General features: G+C 73.4%; 8 protein-coding genes and 1 tRNA gene. 4 read left to right on the forward strand and 5 right to left on the reverse strand.

Features of this window, described 5'->3' with window-relative positions; genetic code table 11:
- Nucleotide 1: 1 nt before the first annotated feature.
- Genes BMZ82_RS00460 through BMZ82_RS00470 form a run of 3 tightly spaced genes read right to left on the reverse strand, consistent with a single transcriptional unit; the run spans nucleotide 2 to nucleotide 11,873 of the window.
- On the reverse strand, nucleotides 2-355 hold the full coding sequence (locus BMZ82_RS00460; protein WP_371270787.1) for an acyl carrier protein: 354 nt from the start codon (nucleotides 353-355) through the stop codon (nucleotides 2-4).
- Nucleotides 352-4,941, reverse strand: coding sequence for a type I polyketide synthase (locus BMZ82_RS00465; RefSeq protein WP_093770398.1), 4,590 nt, complete (start codon nucleotides 4,939-4,941; stop codon nucleotides 352-354). The genes BMZ82_RS00460 and BMZ82_RS00465 overlap by 4 nt, the downstream gene beginning before the upstream one ends.
- Nucleotides 4,938-11,873: a type I polyketide synthase gene (locus BMZ82_RS00470; RefSeq protein ID WP_093770400.1), complete on the reverse strand. Its 6,936-nt coding sequence runs from the start codon at nucleotides 11,871-11,873 to the stop codon at nucleotides 4,938-4,940. The genes BMZ82_RS00465 and BMZ82_RS00470 overlap by 4 nt, the downstream gene beginning before the upstream one ends.
- Nucleotides 11,874-12,529: 656 nt before the next feature.
- On the opposite strand from BMZ82_RS00470, the gene BMZ82_RS00475 reads away from it, so the two are divergent.
- Together BMZ82_RS00475 and BMZ82_RS00480 are read left to right on the forward strand one after the other, a co-directional pair.
- Nucleotides 12,530-13,537, forward strand: a complete 1,008-nt coding sequence (locus tag BMZ82_RS00475) for a LacI family DNA-binding transcriptional regulator (protein WP_093770402.1) — start codon at nucleotides 12,530-12,532, stop codon at nucleotides 13,535-13,537.
- 125 nt (nucleotides 13,538-13,662) lie between these two features.
- The gene (locus BMZ82_RS00480) at nucleotides 13,663-14,895 is read left to right on the forward strand and encodes a serine hydrolase domain-containing protein (RefSeq protein WP_093770404.1); all 1,233 of its coding nucleotides are present in this window, start codon (nucleotides 13,663-13,665) and stop codon (nucleotides 14,893-14,895) included.
- 38 nt (nucleotides 14,896-14,933) lie between these two features.
- Here the strand turns inward: BMZ82_RS00480 and BMZ82_RS00485 are convergent, their stop codons facing one another.
- Complete coding sequence (locus tag BMZ82_RS00485) at nucleotides 14,934-15,512, reverse strand: TetR/AcrR family transcriptional regulator (RefSeq protein ID WP_093770406.1); 579 nt, start codon at nucleotides 15,510-15,512, stop codon at nucleotides 14,934-14,936.
- A 178-nt stretch (nucleotides 15,513-15,690) separates the two neighbouring features.
- Here BMZ82_RS00485 and BMZ82_RS00490 point away from each other — a divergent pair, with 178 nt between their 5' ends.
- Both BMZ82_RS00490 and BMZ82_RS00495 read left to right on the forward strand, forming a co-directional pair.
- Entirely contained in the window at nucleotides 15,691-17,121 is a 1,431-nt protein-coding gene (locus BMZ82_RS00490) for an MFS transporter (protein ID WP_093770408.1), read from the forward strand.
- A gap of 44 nt (nucleotides 17,122-17,165) precedes the next feature.
- Nucleotides 17,166-17,239, forward strand: a tRNA-Pro gene (locus BMZ82_RS00495).
- Nucleotides 17,240-17,434: 195 nt separating this feature from the next.
- On the opposite strand, the gene BMZ82_RS00500 is transcribed toward BMZ82_RS00495, so the two are convergent.
- A complete protein-coding gene (locus tag BMZ82_RS00500) occupies nucleotides 17,435-18,499 on the reverse strand; it encodes a cobalamin-independent methionine synthase II family protein (RefSeq protein WP_093770410.1) in 1,065 nt (354 codons plus the stop codon).
- Nucleotides 18,500-18,654: the final 155 nt, after the last annotated feature.

Here is an 18,654-nt window from a genome sequence, read left to right on the forward strand (position 1 = left end):
CTCAGCTCGCCCCCGCACCCTTCAGGCTGGTCACGACGTACTCGACGAGCCGGCCCACGGTCAGCTCGATGATCTCGTCGAACTCCATGCCGGCCAGGAACTCGGCGAAGTTGACCCGGTCGCCGTACCGCTCCTGGAGCAGTCCGGCCAGGGTGACCAGGTCGATGCTCTCCAGCTCCAGATCGCGGTTGAACGTCGTCCGCATGCCGATCTCGACGTCGTCGACGCCGTACTCGTCCTCCAGAAGCCGCGCGAGCATGCCGGTGAGGTCGGCGAGGACGGACGCCTCGTCGGCGGTGACCTCGGCGGTGGGCTCGGCTGTGGGCGCGGGGGTGTGGGGAGTGGGGGAAGTCATCGGGCGTCGTACTCCTCTGGGGTCGGGTGTCCCGTCGTCCATGCGACCACGTACGAACGGTCCGGCAGCCGGGGCGGGTTGGCGGCCGGTGCGCAGTGCACGGTGTAGGCGCGTTCCAGGCGGCCCGCGACGGTCAGCCGGTCGCCGGACGGTGTCGTGTCGAGGACCGTGAAGTCCCTTGGCCGGCCGCCGAATCCGGTGCCCTCCGCCTTGGCGACGGCCTCCTTCGCCGCCCAGAACCGGGCGAACCATCGGGCCTCGGAGTCGCCGGTGTCGGTCGACAGGCTTTGCAGCAGCCGCAGTTCGTCCGTGCCGAGGGCTGCGGCGAGGGTCTCCGGGGTGCGGTCGGTGACCTCGGCGATGTCGATCCCGGGGCCGGGGCCCGGTGTGTGCGGCCGGACGATCGCGACGCCCGCCTCCGCGCAGTGGGCCAGCGAGACGTCCAGCGCGGGCAGGACACGACCGTGCACGCCGGTGACGTACGGGCGGCCCGCCTCGTCGTTGTGCACCCGCAGTTCCGCCGGGAAGACCGGGCCCTCGCCCTGGTCCCACAGCCACTGCCGGACCGCGTCCTTGACCGCGATCCGGCCCAGCAGCCACTGCCGACGTCCACGCGGCGGATGCTCGGCGTACTGCGAACGCTCCACGCCGCCAAGGGAGTTGCGCATGATCAGCTCGCGGGACGCCAGGTCCGGCCACCGCTCGTGCAGCAGTTGCCAGCCGCCGGGCCGGGCCTCGGACAGGGTGTTGAACTCCGGGAACCGCTCTACGGGTTTGGTCGTGGGGTCGTTGTCGAAGCGGCGGTCCTGCCAGCCGTACAGCTCCGCCCACACCGCGCCCCCGACCGTCAGTTGGACGTCGGCCTCCAGGAACGTGTCGGTGAGGCCGGTGATCCGCACCAGGCAGCCCACCTCGGTCCCCGGTACCGGATGCGGCCCGTGGAACCGCGTCTCGCGCATCCCGACCGGGAACACGACCGTGCGCTCGGTCCGGGTCGCCATGATCCAGTAGCCGAGGATCTGGCCGACGTTGTCCAGCAGCGCGCCGGGCGCGGGCGGGGTCGTGATGACTCCGCGCACGTGGCGGTCGCCGATCGCGGTGAGTTCGGTGACGCCCTGGAACGCCGGGCCGTGGAACATCCAGCGCTCGTCGTAGAGCTGGGCGGCGGTGTGCTCCGGGGCGCGCTCGGTGCCGGGGTCGACGGGCCAGGGGGCGGGGGAGGGCGCGGGGTACGCCGGGGCCAGTTCCACCGTGGCGCGGGCCCGGGGACCGAAGGAGACGGCGAGCCGGTGCGGGGCCTCCGGGACCTGCGGGACCTGCGAGTCCTCTGGTGCCTGTGGGTCCTCGGGGGTCACGGTCACCGGTACGTCGACGGCGGGGGTGGCGGTGAGCCACTCCTCGAACCGCGCGCCGTGCACGGCGACCGGCACCGCGCCGGGTGCCGATACCTGAGCCGCGTGCACTGCCGCGTCCACGATGTGCTGCACGATCGTCGTCGCCGGGACGACCGGCCACCGGTCGGCGACATCGGGCCAGCCGGGCCGCTGCGGGAAGAAGCAGTGGTCCAGGAGGTAGGGCATGGTGTCGGGGGAGACGTGGGCGGTGGTGTGCGTCGGGCCAACTGGCTGCTGTGGTGCGGGGGTTGCGACCCTGCTCGTTCTGGTGGTCATGAGGGCCGCGGCCGTGTCCGCCGTCTCGCGGAGCAGGGCGCTGAGTTCGGCGGCCATCGGCGAGCGGGCGACGAGGGCGTCCAGCGGTGATGGTCCGCTGACGCTTGCCGTACGGGCAGGGGCGGCTGCGGAACGGAGCTCGGCCTGTAGCTCGGTGAGTCTCTCGGGCGCGAGGGAGATCAGGGAGCCCCCCAAGTCCAGCTGCACCGAGGGACGTTGGGGTTTGGCGGTGTCCGCCGCAGGCCTCAGTGAGGGTGCCACCGTCGCCCCGGCTGCCCACAACGCGGTAGCAACCCGGCGGAGTTGGGCGAGGCCGGTGCGGTGGGGTGAGTTGGCGGCGACGACCAGGTGGTCGTGGCCGCCCAGGGTGTCGCCGACGAGGGAGCCGAGCTGGCCGGGGCCGACCTGGACGTACACCCGGTGCCCGGCCGCGTACAGGGACTCGGCCAACTGCCGGAAGCGGACGGGTTCCAGCAGGTGCCGGACGAACAGGGACCGGATCCCCGCCTCGTCCGAGGGGAACGGCGCGGCGGTCGTCCCCGACCAGACCGGGGTGTGCGGCGGATGCAGCCGGAACCGGTCGGCGGCCTCCTTGATCGGGCCGAGATGGGGTCGGAGCATCGGCGTGTGGAAGCCCGACCGGAACGGCAGCACCTGGCTGAGGACACCCCGGGCGCGGAAGGCCCGTACGAAGGTGTCGACCGCCGCTTCCGGGCCGCACACCATGGACTGGCCGGGCGCGTTGTCGTGCGACAGCACGAGGCCCGCCGCCGTCCCGCCCGCCTCGCGCAGGGCGGTCAGGACCTGTTCGGCGGACGCGCCGATCGCGCCGAAGGCGAGCCCGGGGACCGTCACCGAGTCCGGGTCGAAGCCCGCCATGAAGGCGTCGACCTCGTCCCCGGCGTACAGTCCGGCCGCCGCCATCGCCGTCCACTCGCCGACGCTGTGCCCGGCGACCGCGTCCGGCACGATCCCGCTGCGGCGCAGCGCCGCGTCGAGGAGGCGGCCGACGGCGACGACGCCGAAGCCGTGCCGGCCGACGTCGCCGGTCCGGTCCTCGTCGACGGGGAGGGCCGATATCCCGAAGTGGGCTGCCACGTCGTCGACTTGGGGGGTGAAGTCGCCCTCCAGGCCGGGGAACAGGAACGCCAGCCTGCCGTGGCCTTCGCCCAGCAGCGGGCTCGGCCGGAACCAGACGTCGCTGCGACCGTGCCAGGGCCGCTGTTTGGCGATCGCGCGCCGGGCCAGGGCGAGGCGCTTGGCGGTCGGGTCGACGATGCCGAGCCGGGCCGGGCCCGCGTCCGGATGCGGGTGGGCGGGGTCGAGTCCGGCGGCCCGTACGGTGCTGTCGTCGGCGTCCAGGAGGGCGGCGAGGTGGGTGGGGGAGTCGGCGGCGAGCAACAGGATTCGCTCGGGTTCGGTGACGTGAAGCGCCGGACGGGCCGGGGCGACGGGACGGGGCCCGCGCGCACCCGGTGCCTCCTCCAGCACCACGTGCGCGTTGATCCCGCCGAACCCGAACGCGTTGACGGCGGCCCGGCGTACGGGCTGTGCGGCGGTGGTCTCCCAGTCGGCGGCCTTCTCCAGGGTGCGGAACCGGGTGCGGGCCAGGGCCGGGTGCGGATCGTCGCAGTGCAGCGTCGGGAGCAGGGTGCGGTGGTGGACGGCGAGCGCGGCCTTGACCAGGCCGGCGACCCCGGCGGCGGGCATGGTGTGCCCGATCATCGACTTGACCGACCCGAGTACCGCGTCACGTTCACCTTCCCCTTCACCTGCCCCTTGGCCTTCACCGTCGGCGGGGCCGAACACCTCGGCCAGCGTGGTGAGTTCGGCGTTGTCGCCCGCCGGGGTCGCGGTGCCGTGCGCCTCCAGCAGGCCGATCGAGCCGGGTGCGGCGGGGTCGAGCCCGGCGGCCCGCCAGGCCTGCCGCACCGCCTGCGCCTGACCGCCCGGATCGGGGTTGACCAGCCCGGCCGCCCGGCCGTCGCTCGCCACTCCGGTGCCCCGGATCACGGCGTAGATCCGGTCGCCGTCGCGCTCGGCGTCCGCGAGCCGCTTGAGGACGACGACGCCCGTCCCCTCACCGATCAGGATGCCGTCGGCGTCCCGGTGGAAGGGGCGGCTGCGCTGGCTGGGGGAGAGCGCGCGAAGCTGCGAGAAGACGCTCCACAGGGTGATGTCGTGGCAGTGGTGGACGCCCCCGGCGAGCATCAGGTCACAGCGCCCGGAGGCGAGTTCGCCCACCGCCTGGTCCACGGCGACCAGCGACGAGGCGCAGGCCGCGTCCACTGTGTACGCCGGTCCGCGCAGGTCCAGCCGGTTGGCGACGCGGGACGCGGCGAGATTGGGCACCAGCCCGATCGCCGACTCGGGACTGTCCGGACCGAGCCGCTCGGTGAACGCCGCTTGCACCCGGTCCAGTTGATTGCCCGTCAGATCGGGCAGCAACTCGCCCAGTGTGCGCACGAGTTGGCCCGCCGTCCGGACCCGCTGGTCGAGCCGGACCAGGCCAGGGGTGAGATAGCCGCCCCGGCCGAGGACGACGCCGACGCGCCCCCGGTCCGGCAGCCGGTCCGTACCGCCCGCGTCGTCGAGGGCGGCCGAGGCCACGTGCAGGGCGATCAACTGGTCGGGCTCGGTCCCGGCCACCGAGTTCGGCATGATCCCGAACCGGGTGACCTCCACCTCCGCCAGTCCGTCCACGAACCCGCCCCGCCGCGCGTACACCCGGTCCGCGACGGCCGGGCCGGACGCGCTGCCGGGACGGTAGTACTCGGCGTCCCAGCGCCCGTCCGGCACCTCCCGGATCGCGTCCACGCCGTCCCGCAGATTCCGCCAGTACGCGTCCAGGTCGCCCGCGCCCGGCAGCAGCACCGCCATCCCGACGATGGCTACCGGGACTTGACGGGCCGTCACCAGCCCGAGGCGGTGTAGACGACGGCAGTGGCCGACTCCTCGCCCCAGGCGAGCTCCCGCAGCAGCGCGGCGGTGCCCTCCTCGGGGTCGATCAGCCGGATGCCGCGCCGGGCGTACTCACGGGCCAACTCCGCCCCGACCATGCCGCCGTGACCGGCGGCGGGCGCCCACGGACCCCAGTGCACGGTCACCGCGCGATGCCCGCCGCGGGCGGCGAAGGCCGCGCCGAGGGTCTCCAGCGCGTCGTTGGCGGCGGCGTAGTCCACCTGGCCCCGGTTGCCCAGGACCGCGGAGATCGAGCCGAACAGCACGGTGAACGCGGGTGCGGCGGGCAGTTCCTCCAGCGCGGTGAGCAGGGCGTCCGCGCCGGTCGCCTTCGTGCCGTAGACCCGCTGGAAGGACTCGGCGGTCTTCTCGGCGACGAGCCGGTCCTCGATCACCCCGGCCGCGTGGACCACCCCGTCGAGCCGGCCGTGCTCGGCGTGGATCTCCTTCACCGCCTGGAGCACCGCCGCGGGCTCCCGGAAGTCGACGGAGCGGTAGCGCACCCGGCTGCCCAGCGCGGTGAGTTCACTCAGCGTCGCGGTGATCTCCCGCTGGGCCAGCAGGAGTTCGGCGGCGCGGTTGATCTCGACCGGCTTCATGCCGCCGCGGGCGGCGAGCGCCGCGCGCAGTTCGGCCGGGGTGCGCGCGGCCACGGTGTCCGCGGCCTCGGGACCCTCCGGGGCGGGGGTACGGCCGAGCAGTTCGAGACGGCAGCGGGCGGCACCGGCGAGCGCGGCGGCGAACTGCGCGGTGATGCCCCGCGCGCCGCCCGCCAGCAGCACCACCGAGTCCCGGTCCAGCCCGAGCGCGGCGGCCTCCGCCGCCCCGTCCCCGGCCGGTCCCGCGCCCGTGCTGCCGAGCGCGCCGAGCGGCGCGTCCACCAGTTCGAAGCCATGCCGGCCGGCCGCCGTCCGCAGCACCACCGGGGTGCGGTCCGGCGCGACGGCCTCGGCGACCACCGCGTCCGCGACGGCGGACGGCGAGGCGTCGGCGAGGTCGACGACCCGGGCGAGGGTCTGCGGGTACTCGTGAGCCACGGTCCGGAACAGGCCGCGCAGCCCCGCCGTCCGGGCGTCGGGCGCGTCGTCGTCGACGCCCCGGACGGCCAGCAGCCAGCGCGGACCGCGCGCCAGGGCCGCCTTGAGGACGGGGAACGCGTCGGGCAGGACGGGCGTGTCGTCGGCGGCCGGGAGGGCCCCGAGGTACAGCACGCCGTCCACCTGCCCGTCCGCCTCCGACAGGACGTGATCACGGGCGCGGACGTCGACCTCGGCCCCGTGCGACACCAGTCGCGTGGTGACCTCGGCGGAGTCCTCCCCGAGGACGGTCCAGCGGGTGCCGGAGAGGACGCTCGCCGGGTCGGCGGGGGCGTCGGCGAGCAGGACCGGCGTCAGCACGAGCCGCCTGGGCGGCTCACCGGTCACCTTCGAGGTGGCCTCCTCCGTGACCTCCGCGGCCGGTACGGGCTTCCCGGCCACGGTGGATTCACCGGACTCGGTCGCCGGTGCCCCCAGTCGGGCCGTGAGCCAGTCGGTGACCGCGGCGGCCGTGCGCGCCTTCGTCAGCTCCTCCAGCTCGTCGTCGTCCATCGCGGTGAGGTCCGCGCCGGCCCCGCCGCCCAGCCGCTTGGCCAACTCGCCCGCGATCTCGGCCCGTTTGATGGAGTCGACGCTGAGGTCCGCCTCGAGGTCGAGGTCGGGCTCGATCATGTCGATGGGGTAGCCGGTGCGTTCGCTGATGATCTCCAGGACGAGCTGCTGGACGTCGGTCGTACCGGCCGGCTCCTCGATGGCGGGCACGGCGGCCGGGTGCGCCGCCGGGGCCGCCATCTCGGGCTGCGGACTGGGGAGTTGCGGTACGACCTGGACGACCTGCGGCGAGGTCACCAGCACGGGCGAGGCGATCTGCGCGCTCGGGGTGGACCCCAAGTAGGTGAGCAGCACGTCCCGTTGGGCGGCGATCATCTCCCGGCTGGTGCGCAGGAATTCGGAGATCAGCGCGTCCCCGTCGGACGGGACTCCGTGCGCAGGGTTCGTCGTCACAGTCGTCGCTGTCCTTTCGGCGGGGTCCACGACTCGTCGGGCCGGTGCGAGCGCACCGGGCAGGAGGGCGCCGGCGGCGGTGCGGACCAACTGCCCGTCGACCGTCCAGCCGGGCCGCTTGGGCACCGGGGTGCGGACGGCGTCCACCGCGTCCCGGCCGCGCAGCAGCCACCCGGTGCGCACCGGCTGCCCCGCGACGGCGAGCCTGGCCAGCGCGTCGAGCCAGTCGCGCAGTCCGCCGCCGGGCCGGGGCTCACAGGCCACCGTGCGGTGCGGACGGTCGCCGAGGATCTGCCCGACCAGCCGGGTCAGCACCGACCCAGGACCGGCCTCGACGAAGACCCGCGCCCCCGCCTCGTACATCGCCTCGATCTGCTCGACGAACGCGACCGGCGCGCCGATCTGGGCGGCGAGTTCGGTCCGTACCGCGTCCGCGTCGAGCGGGTACGGGGCGGCCGTGCGGTTGGACCACACGGGGAACTCGGGCGCGTGCACCGGGCGGGCCGCGAGCGCCCCGGCGAACCGGTCGCCGGCCCCGGCGACCAGCGGGCTGTGGAAGGCGCACGCGACCGGGATGCGCTTGGCCCCGAGACCGGCCGCGCGAAGCAGCCGTGCGGCCTCGGCGACGGCGTCGGACGGCCCCGAAATCACCGTCTGCGTGGGCGAGTTGCGGTTGGCGACGACGACGGAGTCCGGCGCGGCCGTCGTCTTCAGCGCCTGCGCCACCTCCTCGGCACCGGCCGAGACGGCGGCCATGGTCCCGGGATCACCGTCACCGGCCGTGCGGGACCCGGCGGCTTCGAGGATCGCCGCCGCCCGCTCCGCGCTCAGCTCCAGCAGGGTTTCCGGGGTCAGGGCGCCGGCCGCGCACAGGGCGACCAGTTCGCCGTAGCTGTGTCCGGCGGCCATGTCGGGCCGTACCCCGGCCGCGGTGAGCACGGCGTGCGCGGCGAGGCCCGCGATGCCCAGGGCCGGCTGTGCAACGCGGGTGTCGGTGAGCGCGGCCCGCTGCCGGTGGCGTACGGCGTCGTCGAAGGCGGCCGGCGGGTACAGGGTGTCGGCGTGGGCGCGGCCCAGTTCCAGGTAGGCGCGCAGTTCGGGGAAGGCGACGAACAGGTCGGCGAGCATGCCGGTGCGCTGGCTTCCCTGGCCGGGGAAGAGGAAGGCGACCTTGGCGTCGCCGGGCGCGTCCGGTCCGGCCCGGTGGACCCCCGGTGCCGGTTGGTGTTCGGAGGCGTCGGTGAGTGCGCCGCGCAGCTTCGCGATCAGGTCGTCCACGTCGGTGGCGACGACCGCGACCCGTGCCGGATCACCGAGCGCGTCCGAGCGGCGCGCCGCGCTGAGCGCCAGGTCGCGCAGCCGCCACGGCCGGCCCTCCGCCTCCGCGGCCTTGAGGAGTTCCGTCATGGCGCGGTGGGCCGTGGCCTCGTCGCGGCCACGGAAGACGAACAGTTCGGCCGGCCAGGCGTCCAGTCCGCGCACCGGCGGCACGCCGTCGGCGTAAGCGGCCAGCACCACATGGAAGTTGGTGCCGCCGAAGCCGAACGCGCTGACCCCGGCGACCCGTTCCGCCGGGGGCGTCGCCCAGGGCCGGGCCTGTGCGTGGAAGGCGAAGGGGCTGTTGTCCGCGTCCCAGGCCGGGTTGGGTGCGTCGACGTGCAGGGTGGGCGGCCGGATGCCGGTGTGCAGGGCCAGCAGGGTCTTGATCAGCCCGGCGAGTCCGGCGGCGCACTTGGTGTGCCCGATCTGCGACTTCACCGAACCGATCACACAGCCGCCCGGCTTGGCTCCGGCCTCGCCGAACACCTCGCTGAGGATGCGGAGTTCGGTGCGGTCGCCGACGACCGTCCCGGTGCCGTGCGCCTCGACGAGCCCGACGTCGGCCGGGGAGACGCCCGCGTTGCGGTAGGCCCGCTCCAGGGCCGAGCGCTGGCCCTCGGGCCTGGGGGCGGTGAGGCCGAGGGAGCGGCCGTCGCTGGAGGAGCCGAGGCCCTTGATGACGCCGTAGATCCGGTCGCCGTCGCGTTCGGCGTCGGCGAGCCGCTTGAGGACGACGCAGGCCACGCCCTCGCCGAGCGCGATGCCGTCCGCCGAACCGTCGAAGGCCCGGGAGCGGCCGGTCGGGGACAGCGCGTGCACGGACGAGAACAGGACGAAGTCGTTGATGCCGTTGTGCAGGTCCGCGCCGCCGCACAGCACCACGTCGGAGGTGCCCCCGACCAGCTCCTTGCAGGCGACGTCGACGGCGGCCAGCGAGGACGCGCAGGCGGCGTCGACGGTGTAGTTCGCGCCGCCGAGGTCGAGCCGGTTGGCGATCCGCCCGGAGATGACGTTGGCGAGCATGCCGGGGAAGGAGTCCTCGGTGAGCTGCGGGAGTTGCTCGTCCAGCGCCGCCGGGACCTCGCCGTAGTACGAGGGCAGCACCGCCCGCAGCGTCGCCGCGTTCGACAGGTCGCTGCCCGCCTCCGCGCCGAACACCACGGAGGTGCGCGAGCGGTCGAACTCCCGTCCCCCGTCGCCGTATCCGGCGTCCTCCAGGGCCCGCCGGGCGGCCTCCAGGGACAGTAACTGCACCGGCTCGACGCTGCCGAGGGAGGCGGGCGGGATGCCGTAGCGCAGTGGGTCGAAGGGGATGCGGGGCAGGAAGCCGCCCCACTTGGACGGCGTCGACCGCTCGTGGTGGACGGCCGGGTCCCAGCGGTCGGCCGGGACCTCGCCGACCGCGTCCACGCCCCCGACGACGTTCGCCCAGAAGGTGGGCAGGTCGGGTGCCTGCGGGAACATGCAGGCCATCCCTACGACAGCGATGTCGAGCGGTGTCGGGGCCGCCGCCACCGGCTCCCGCATCTCCCACGACAGGCCCAACTCGGCGGCACGCAGGGCGAGATGCTCGGCGGCACCGGTGGTCACCGACGCGTGCAGCGCCGCGACCGTGGTGGTCGCCGAGCGCAGTACGGCCACCTCCCCGGCCATGAACATCCCCTCGGCGAGCTGGCGTTGCTCGTCGACCGGGGTGAGGGAGCCGTCGGCGTCCCGGGTCGCGCCCTTGCTGGCGATGCGCAGCCGGCCGACGTTGAGCCGCTCCAGCTCCTCCCAGATCCGCCGGTCGCCGACGCCCTCGGCGCGCAGCCGGGCCTCCTGCTCGCGATAGCCGGCGGCGAACGGGCTCGGCACACAGCGCGTGGCGTGCCCCGGGGCCGACTCCAGGAGCGTGGTGCGCTCGGCGGCCATCACCTGCCGCTGGAAGAGCGGCCGGATCGCCCCGTGCGCCACCGCCTCCTCGGTGAACAGGTAGGCGGTGCCCATCAGCAGGCCGACGGCCGCCCCGCGCGCGGTCAGCGGCGAGGCGAGCGCGGCGACCATCGCCGCCGACCGCTCGTCATGCACCCCGCCCGCGAAGAACACCTCGACGTCCGACGCGTCACCGCCGCCCAAGTAGTCGTTGAGAACGGCCAGTTGGGCTTCCCAGAGCGGGAAGCTGCCGCGCGGTCCGACGTGCCCGCCGCACTCCGAGCCCTCGAACACGAACCGGCGTGCCCCGGCTTCCAGGAACTGCCGCAGCAGCCCCGGCGACGGCACGTGCAGGAAGGTCCGGATGCCGTCCTGCTCCAACGCCTGTGCCTGGGACGGCCGTCCGCCCGCGATGATCGCGTGCGTCGGCCGCAGTTCCCGTACGGCCGCCAACTGGGCGGTGCGCACGTCCTCCGGCGCGAAGCCGAGCACGCCCACGCCCCACGGTCGGCCGGCCACCGCGTCCCTGGTCTCGGCCAGCATCGCCCGGGTCCGCGCGCCGTCCGCCAGCGCCAGCGCGAGGAACGGCAGCGCCCCGTCCGTCGCCACCGTCGCCGCGAACGCGGCCCCGTCGCTCACCCGCGTCATCGGCCCCTGCGCGACGGGCAGTTGAGTCCCGAGCGCCCGGCTCATCGGCGACCCGCCGCGCAGCGCCCGTACGGCAGTCTCGTCGCGTACGGCGTCCAGGACCGCGTCGCGCAGCCCGCGCACCGTGCGCCGGACGTCGCCCCAGCGCTCGGCGAACCGGGCGGCGAGGAAACCGTCCTGGCCCACCGGGAGCAGTTGGGTGCGCGGGTCCTGCGCGCCGAGCAGGGCCGCCACCGCCTCCGGCCCGGCGTCCGCCGCGAGCCGCGGGGCGTCCGCGCCGCGCCGCAGCAGGACCCGGTGACCGGCCAGGACGACGGTCTCCGAGCCGTCGAGAGTGCGCAGCGCCGCCGCGGCAGGCTCGGGCAGCGCCGACTCGGCGAGCAGCGCGAGCTGGCTGTCCAGGACGACACCGGCCGCCCCGCCGGCCACCGCGGCGGCGGCCGTACGCGGACCGATACCGCCGCACGCCCACATCGGCAGGTCCAACTCGGGTGCGGCCAGGAGCTGTTGGAGCAGGACGAAGGTGTTCAGCTCGCCGATCCGGCCACCGCACTCGGCACCGCGAGCGATCAGACCGTGCGCCCCGGCGCGCACCGCGTCCCGCGCGCCCGCCAGGTCGGTGACCTCCACCAGCACGCGGTGGCGCGCGGCGAGGTCGGCGACCGGCCACGACGAGGCGGCGGCCGCCGCGGTGACTGCCTCGGCAGTCAGGACGACCGTGTGCGGGCCGTCGGATCCCAGGTCGGCGGGGGTGAGCCGGCAGTGTGCGCCGACCCGGACGCCGAAGCCGCCCGGGGACGCGCGGCGCAGGCGGGCGAGGGCCTCGCGGGATCTTCGGTCGCCGGACCCCAGATCGAGTACGCCGAGACCACCGGCCCGGCCGACGGCGAGAGCGAGACCCGCGTCGGGTTCGCCGAACGGAGTGATGCCGATGATCATGTCCTCGGAACGCACAGCGGACTTCATGATTCTCCGAATCAAGGGTGAGACTGCACGGTGGGGGATTCGGGACAGCAATGGCGGCTCACCGGATTCCGGACGGGACCAGGTTCAGGTCCACCGGAACGCCGTTCTAAAGCGCGTGCTCGAAACGCGTTGAAAGTTAGTGCGCTTGTTACTCACTGGTCAACGATCGATCGGGCGGCCGGTATCCAGCCGTAGCTTTTCGGTCAGTCGAGGGCGCATGACCAGGGCGTAGGAAAACGGTGGAATTCCTTTCGGGCGCCGCCGCGTTCACTCCTTACTCACAGTGTGGAAACATGAACGGCCGTAAGAAATAGGTTCCTTTGGACCGCATGTCCGCATCGGAACGCACATTCCCGGCGTGGCGCGGAGCGGCGGGAAAATTCTGCGTGTCGGCCTTGGAGTGACCGGGAAGAGTGTGTGCAGCCGCCCTATGAGACAGGTGAGGCGGGCGAGGCAGGTCTTGACGTGGGCCGGTCCGCCGCGAAGACTGGAATGACTACGTAGTCAGGCCGGTCCTCGGGAGGTCGTAGACCGGCTTGGCTGCGTGGCCGGCGCCCCAAGCGGAGCACCAGTGGGAGCCCCGACGGGAGTCCTGGCGGGAGCCTTGACGGGAGCGTGCCCATGCGCCGTCGAGCAAGCCACGGCACGGGCCCGGGATGACGGAGGTCGCCCGCGCGGCCGGTGTCTCGCAGAAGACGGTGTCGCGGGTCGTCAACGGCGAGCCGCATGTCAGCCCCGAGGTCCGCGACCGCGTCCTGCGGGCCGTCCGCGAACTGGACTACCGCCCCAACACCGCTGCCCGCGCCCTCCTGTTGGGCCGCTACCGCAGGATCGGCGTCGTCTCCCCCGGCTCCGCGCTGCACGGCCCGACGTCCCTGCTCCTCGGCCTGGAGCAGGCCGTGCGACGGGCCGGGTACGCGTTCGCGCTGGCGACCACCCGGGAGGGGCGGGGGAGCGCCGTCGCCGCCGAATCGCTCCTGGAGCAGGGCGTCGACGGCGTCGTCCTCGTCGAGCCGGTCGACGTCGGCACGCCGACCCGCCTGCACACCGACCTGCCGGTCGTCGGCCTGTGCGGCCCGGTCGACACGGCGGGCGGCCGCAGCGCCGTCGTCCGGACCGACGGGGTCGCCGGCGCCCGGCTGGCCACCGAGCACCTGCTCGCCCTCGGCCACCGCACGGTGTGGCACGTCCCCGGCCCGCAGAACTGGTTCGGCGCCCGCGACCGCGTACAGGGCTGGCGCGAGGCGCTGGCCGCCGCCGACGCGCCCGAGCCTGCGCTGCCCGCCGAGGGCGACTGGACCCCCGCCTCCGGCTTCGCGGCGGGCCGGGAACTCGCCCGACTCCCGGACGTCACCGCCGTGTTCGCCGCCAACGACGACACGGCGATCGGCCTGCTCCGGGCCTTCGCCGAGGCCGGCCGGACCGTCCCGCACGACGTCAGCGTGGTCGGCTTCGACGACATCCCCGTCGCGGCCTACCTCACCCCGCCGCTCACCACCCTCCGGCAGGACTTCGCCGCCGTCACCGCCCACGCCGTGGCCGTCCTCACCGCGACCATCGAGAACCAGCCACCCCCACCCGAACCGACCGTCCTGGCAGTCGAGTTGCGGGTACGGGACTCCACGGCACCCGTGCGCGCCCACGGGCGCCCGACGAGCCGCTGACGGCCGTCCCGGCTCGCGTCCGGGTGCTTCTGCTGCTCCTCCTGCTTCCTCCGTACGGGTCCCGGGCGGCGGTGTCCGGAGTGTTGGCGGCGGGGCCGGTGTGAAGATCAGCCCATAGTGCGCATATGACGCATACCCCTACTCGTGCCCGTACCCGTACCCGCTCCCGTAGCCGTGCGGCGCTGCTGTGTGCCGCCGCGCTCCTCGCCTCCACCCTCCAGACGGCGGTCGCGAGCGCCCTCCCCGACCGCCATGACCAGGCGTGCACCGCCACCCGGCAGCCCAAGGGCCAGGCCCGCCAGGTCCTGGACATCGTCCGCCAGGCCAAGAAGGAGCTGGACCTCAAGGCGGCCCTCGTCAAGGTGACCGTCGACGGGCGGGAGATCGTCACCGGCGCGGTCGGCGAGTCCCTGACGGACGTCCCCGCGACCCCCGCCATGCACTTCCGCACCGGGTCCGTCGGCATCGCCTTCATGGGCACCGTCCTGCTGCAACTGGTCGACGAGGGGAAGGCGGACCTCGACGCCCCCGTCTCCCGCTGGCTGCCCGACCTGCCGCACGGCGACAAGATCACCCTGCGCATGCTCGGCGACTCCACCTCGGGCCTGCACGACTACGTCACCGACCCGGCCTTCCTGAAGAAGCTCTACGCCGACCCGTGGCAGCACTGGACGCCGGAGGAGGTCGTCGGGTTCTCCCTGAGTCACCCCCTCTGGTACGAGCCCGGCACCAACTGGAGCTACTCGCACGCCAACTTCGTCCTCCTCGGCCGCGCCCTGGAGAAGATCAGCGGCACCCCGCTCGACCGCCTCCTGCGCGAGCGGATCATGGACCCGCTCGATCTGCGCAACACGCGCAACAACGACACCGCGCTCATCCCGCCACCCGTCCTGCACGCCTACGACAGCGAACGCGGCACGTACGAGGAGTCCACCTTCTTCAACCCGTCCTGGACCACCGCCCCCGGCGCCGTCCTGACCCAGGACGTCTGCGACCTCGCCCGCTCCGGCCAGGCCATCGGCTCGGGCGAACTGCTCTCGCGGGCCGCCTTCCGCACCCAGTTGAACCCGGGCACGGTCGGCCTCGGACACCCGACGGACATCTGCCCCGCCACCGTCTGCCTGCCGATGACCGAGGACTTCCACTTCGGCGTCGGCGTCGTCGTCAAGAACGGCTGGGTGGTGCAGAACCCGTCCTTCTTCGGCTACGCGGCCGTGATGGCGTACGAGCCGCACAAGCGGCTGTCCATCGCGGTGTCGACGACCGTCGGCCCGAACGCGCCCGGCACCAACACCGCGCAGCCGATCGTCGAGCGGATCGCGGAACTGCTGGACCCGCAGCACCCGCTCGCGGACTGACCGGGAGCAGGGAGCGGTAGTCGGTGGCCGCGGGCGGCTCAGCGCCCGGCGCGTACCCCGTCCAGGGCGATGGCCAGGACGCGGTCGCGCTGGGCGTCGTCCACGAAGGTCGTCCCCGTGACGCCGGCGACCAGCCGCAGCAGATCGCCGAAGTCCATGTCCGTGCGGGCCACCCCCGCCTGCTGCGCCCGCTCGAACAGCGGGCCGCCCGCCGCGTACATCGAGTCGCGGCAGGCCTGGAAGATCTCAGACTCGCCCTCCAGCGCCTCGCGCACCGCCCGCTTGGTGACCATGTAGCCGGTGAACCGCTCGAGCCAGGCGGTGAGCGCCTGCCACGGCTGCAGCCCGGCGAAGTCCACGGCTGACCGGCACAACGCGTTGACGTCGTCCGCGTAGACGCTCTCGAAGAGCGCCCGGCGGGTCGGGAAGTTCCGGTACAGCGTGCCGATGCCGACGCCCGCGCGCCGGGCGACGTCCTCCAGCGAGGCCTCCGAGCCGTGCTCGGCGAACGCCTCGCGCGCGGCGGCGAGCAGCGCGTCGTAGTTGCGGGCGGCGTCCTTACGGCTGGGGCGCTGGGCCGCGACGACCTCGCTGACGGGGAACTGCTGGGCCGGCACTGCTGCCTCCTGGGCGGACTCGGTTGAACCGGAGGTAGGCCTCCGCTATTGTGGAGGGGTGCCTCCACTTTAACAGTCCGAGGCCCTCTTCGCGTCTTCCCGATCGTCTTCCCGATCCTGCGTCTTGCCGATCCATTTCCTGATCCTTTTCCCGATCCTCTTGCCGAGAGGCTTCGCCATGCCCCGCAAGTCCACCCGCCTCACGTTCGCGGTCCTCGCGACCGGTGCGGGCGTGTTCTCCATGCTTCAGTCGCTGATAGCGCCGGCCCTGCCGACCCTCCAGCACGCCCTGCACACCTCGCAGTCCACGGCGACCTGGGTGATGACCGCGTATCTGCTGTCCGCGTCGGTCTTCACACCGATCCTCGGCCGCGTCGGCGACCTGATCGGCAAGAAGCGCACCCTCGTCGCGGTCCTCGTCACCGTCCTGGCGGGCTGCCTGCTCGCCGCGCTCGCGCCGAACATCGGCGTCCTGATCGTCGCCCGCGTGGTGCAGGGCGTGGGCGGCGCCCTGGTCCCGCTGTCCTTCGGCATCATCCGGGACGAGTTCGCCCCGGCCCGGGTGCCCGGCAGCATCAGCAACCTGTCCGCCGTGATCGCCGCCGGCGGTGGCGTCGGCATGGTCGCGGCCGGTCCGATCGTCTCCGCGCTCGACTACCGGTGGCTGTTCTGGATCCCCGTCGGCATCGTCGCCGTCGTGGTCCTGATCGCCCTGCGCTACGTTCCCGAGTCGCCCAACAGGGGTGAGGGCAACGTCAGTTGGCTCGGCGCGGTGCTGCTGTCGAGCTGGCTGGTGGCCCTGTTGCTGCCGCTGAGCAAGGCGGGCAGTTGGGGGTGGGGCTCGGCTCGGGTGGTCGGCCTGTTCGCCGTGGCCGTCGCCCTGTTCGCACTGTGGCTGGCGGTCGAGGCCCGCTCCCGCAGCCCGCTGATCGACCTGCGCATCATGCGACTGCCGGCGGTGTGGACCACCAACCTCGCCGCCCTGCTGTTCGGCGCGGGCATGTACGCGATCTGGTCCTTCCTGCCCGGCTTCGTGCAGACCCCGAGCACGGTCGGTTACGGCTTCGGCGCGAGCGTCACCGCGTCCGGACTCCTGATGCTGCCGATGCTGGTCGCGATGTTCGTCTCCGGCGTGCTCAGTGGTCGCCTCGAACCCCGCGTGGGCGCAAAGGCGTTGCTCACGGCCGGTGCCGCACTGGGCGCGCTCGCGCTGGGCTTCCTCGCCCTCTGGCACGACGAGCGGTGGCAAGTCGCCTTCGTGGCAGGCGTGTTCGGCCTCGGCATCGGTCTCGCCTTCGCCTCGATGGCCAACCTGATCGTCGCCAGTGTCCCCGCCGCGCAGACCGGCGCCGCGACCGGCATGAACGCCAACATCCGCACCATCGGCGGCTCCATCGGAGCAGCCGTCACCGGCGTCCTGGTCACCGGCCGCCTCCAGCCGTCGGGCCTGCCCTACGACTCCGGCTACACCCACGGCTTCACCCTGCTGGCCTTGCTCTGTCTGGGCGCGGCCCTCGCCGCCCTGCTGGTCCCCGTCCGGCGCGCCGCCCGCCCATCGGCCCCGGCCGCCCGCGAGACGCCGACCACCGCACCCACCCTCGTACGGTAAGGTTCACCTGCGCGTTCCCGCAGCTCACCGCAGCGGAAACGTTGCGGGACGTGGCGCAGCTTGGTAGCGCACTTGACTGGGGGTCAAGGGGTCGCAGGTTCAAATCCTGTCGTCCCGACTTGAAAGAGTCGTAGATGAGGGGCGGTTCCGGAGAAATCCGGAACCGCCCCTCGTTTTTTTGGCGCGGATTGGCGCGGATTGGCGCGGGTTGTCGCGGATGTGCCGGGGCTATCGGGTTCTGAAGCGGCGGCAGAGGTTGCGGCGGGGGTGGTGGTCGACCCGCCAGGCGCCCGCGCGCCTGTGCTGACGGTGACTACAGGCCGAGGGCCTGGGCGGCGAGTTCGGTGCCGCGGAGGCGGGCCTCGATCTTGGCGAAGGCCGTTTCTCGCGAGGTGGAGGTGTCGTCGGCGAAGGGGGCGAAGCCGGCGTCGTCGCAGGTGCCCAACTGGGCGACCGGGATATGGCGGGCAGCCTCCAGGACGCGGTCGCGTACCTCCTCGCGGGTCTCGATACGGGGGTCGATCGGGTCGGTGACGCCCACGAACACGCGGACTCCGGGGCGCAGTTGGTCGGCGACGATCTTCAGGACGCGCTCGCGGTCGGGCTCGCCGGCCAGTTGGAGGGAGAAGTTGCCGACCGTGAGCTGGAACAGTCTGGGCAGCAACTCGGCGTAGTCGACGTCCTGACTGTGGGTGGCGCCGTGGTCGGCTCCGGGGTCGGTGTGCACGCCGATGCGGGCCCGCTCGGCTGCGGTGAACCGGGCCAGGACCTTGTTGTTGAGGGTGACGAAGCTGTCGAGGAGGGTGCCGGACGGGTCGAGCTTCAACGACAACCGGCCCTCGGTGAAGTCCAGTTGCACGCGGTGCGCGCCCGCGTCGAGGCAGCTGCGGATCTCCGCCTCGGCCTCGTCGGCGAGGTCGCCGAGGAACGTCTCGCGGGGGTAACCGTCGATGCCGTCGGCCGGGTAGAGCAGGCTGAGGGCCGAGGGCGCGACCACGGACTGCTTGACGGGGAGGCTGGTGTGGGCGCGGGCGGCGCGCAGGTAGCTGTCGGCCCGCACCTGATAGCGGAACGGTCCGCCGGTCAGGACGGGCAGTTGCCGGGTGTGCCCGTCGGAGAAGGGGATGACCGCGCCGTCGGGCCCAAGGCCCGCCAGGCCGGTGAGGGGGTAGGTGAGGGAACTCGGCTTGCGCTGGTCGCCGTCGACCAGGACCGGGCTGCCCAGCTTCTCCAGCCGGGCAAGGGTGTCCGCGACGGCCTCGTCCTGGACGCGGGCCAGGTCCGCGTCGCTCACGCGTCCCGCGGCGTGGTCCTCGGACGCCTGCATCAGCGCGGGTGGACGTGGAAGGCTGCCGATCGGTTCGGTAGGAATGCTCATGATCCGCACCCTAGAAGCAACCGGTATGCCCATAGAACGGGAGTGAAGCCCGCCGAACCCATCATTCCGCCCGATTCCAGGCGGTCCGGCGGACCATCGCCACAGCTCACGAACCACGAGATTCACCCGATCGAGCAAGCACCCCTCGTCCTGGG

The sequence above is a fragment of the Streptomyces sp. yr375 genome, from assembly GCF_900110755.1.
In the GTDB taxonomy this organism is placed as follows: Bacteria; Actinomycetota; Actinomycetes; order Streptomycetales; family Streptomycetaceae; genus Streptomyces.

Bases quoted from the DNA above. Each gene is read 5' to 3' on its own strand.
- BMZ82_RS00460 (WP_371270787.1), bottom strand. From the start codon at position 355: ATGACTTCCCCCACTCCCCACACCCCCGCGCCCACAGCCGAGCCCACC.
- BMZ82_RS00490 (WP_093770408.1), top strand. From the start codon at position 15,691: ATGCCCCGCAAGTCCACCCGCCTCACGTTCGCGGTCCTCGCGACCGGT.
- BMZ82_RS00500 (WP_093770410.1), bottom strand. From the start codon at position 18,499: ATGAGCATTCCTACCGAACCGATCGGCAGCCTTCCACGTCCACCCGCG.
- BMZ82_RS00480 (WP_093770404.1), top strand. From the start codon at position 13,663: ATGACGCATACCCCTACTCGTGCCCGTACCCGTACCCGCTCCCGTAGC.
- BMZ82_RS00470 (WP_093770400.1), bottom strand. From the start codon at position 11,873: ATGAAGTCCGCTGTGCGTTCCGAGGACATGATCATCGGCATCACTCCG.
- BMZ82_RS00475 (WP_093770402.1), top strand. From the start codon at position 12,530: ATGACGGAGGTCGCCCGCGCGGCCGGTGTCTCGCAGAAGACGGTGTCG.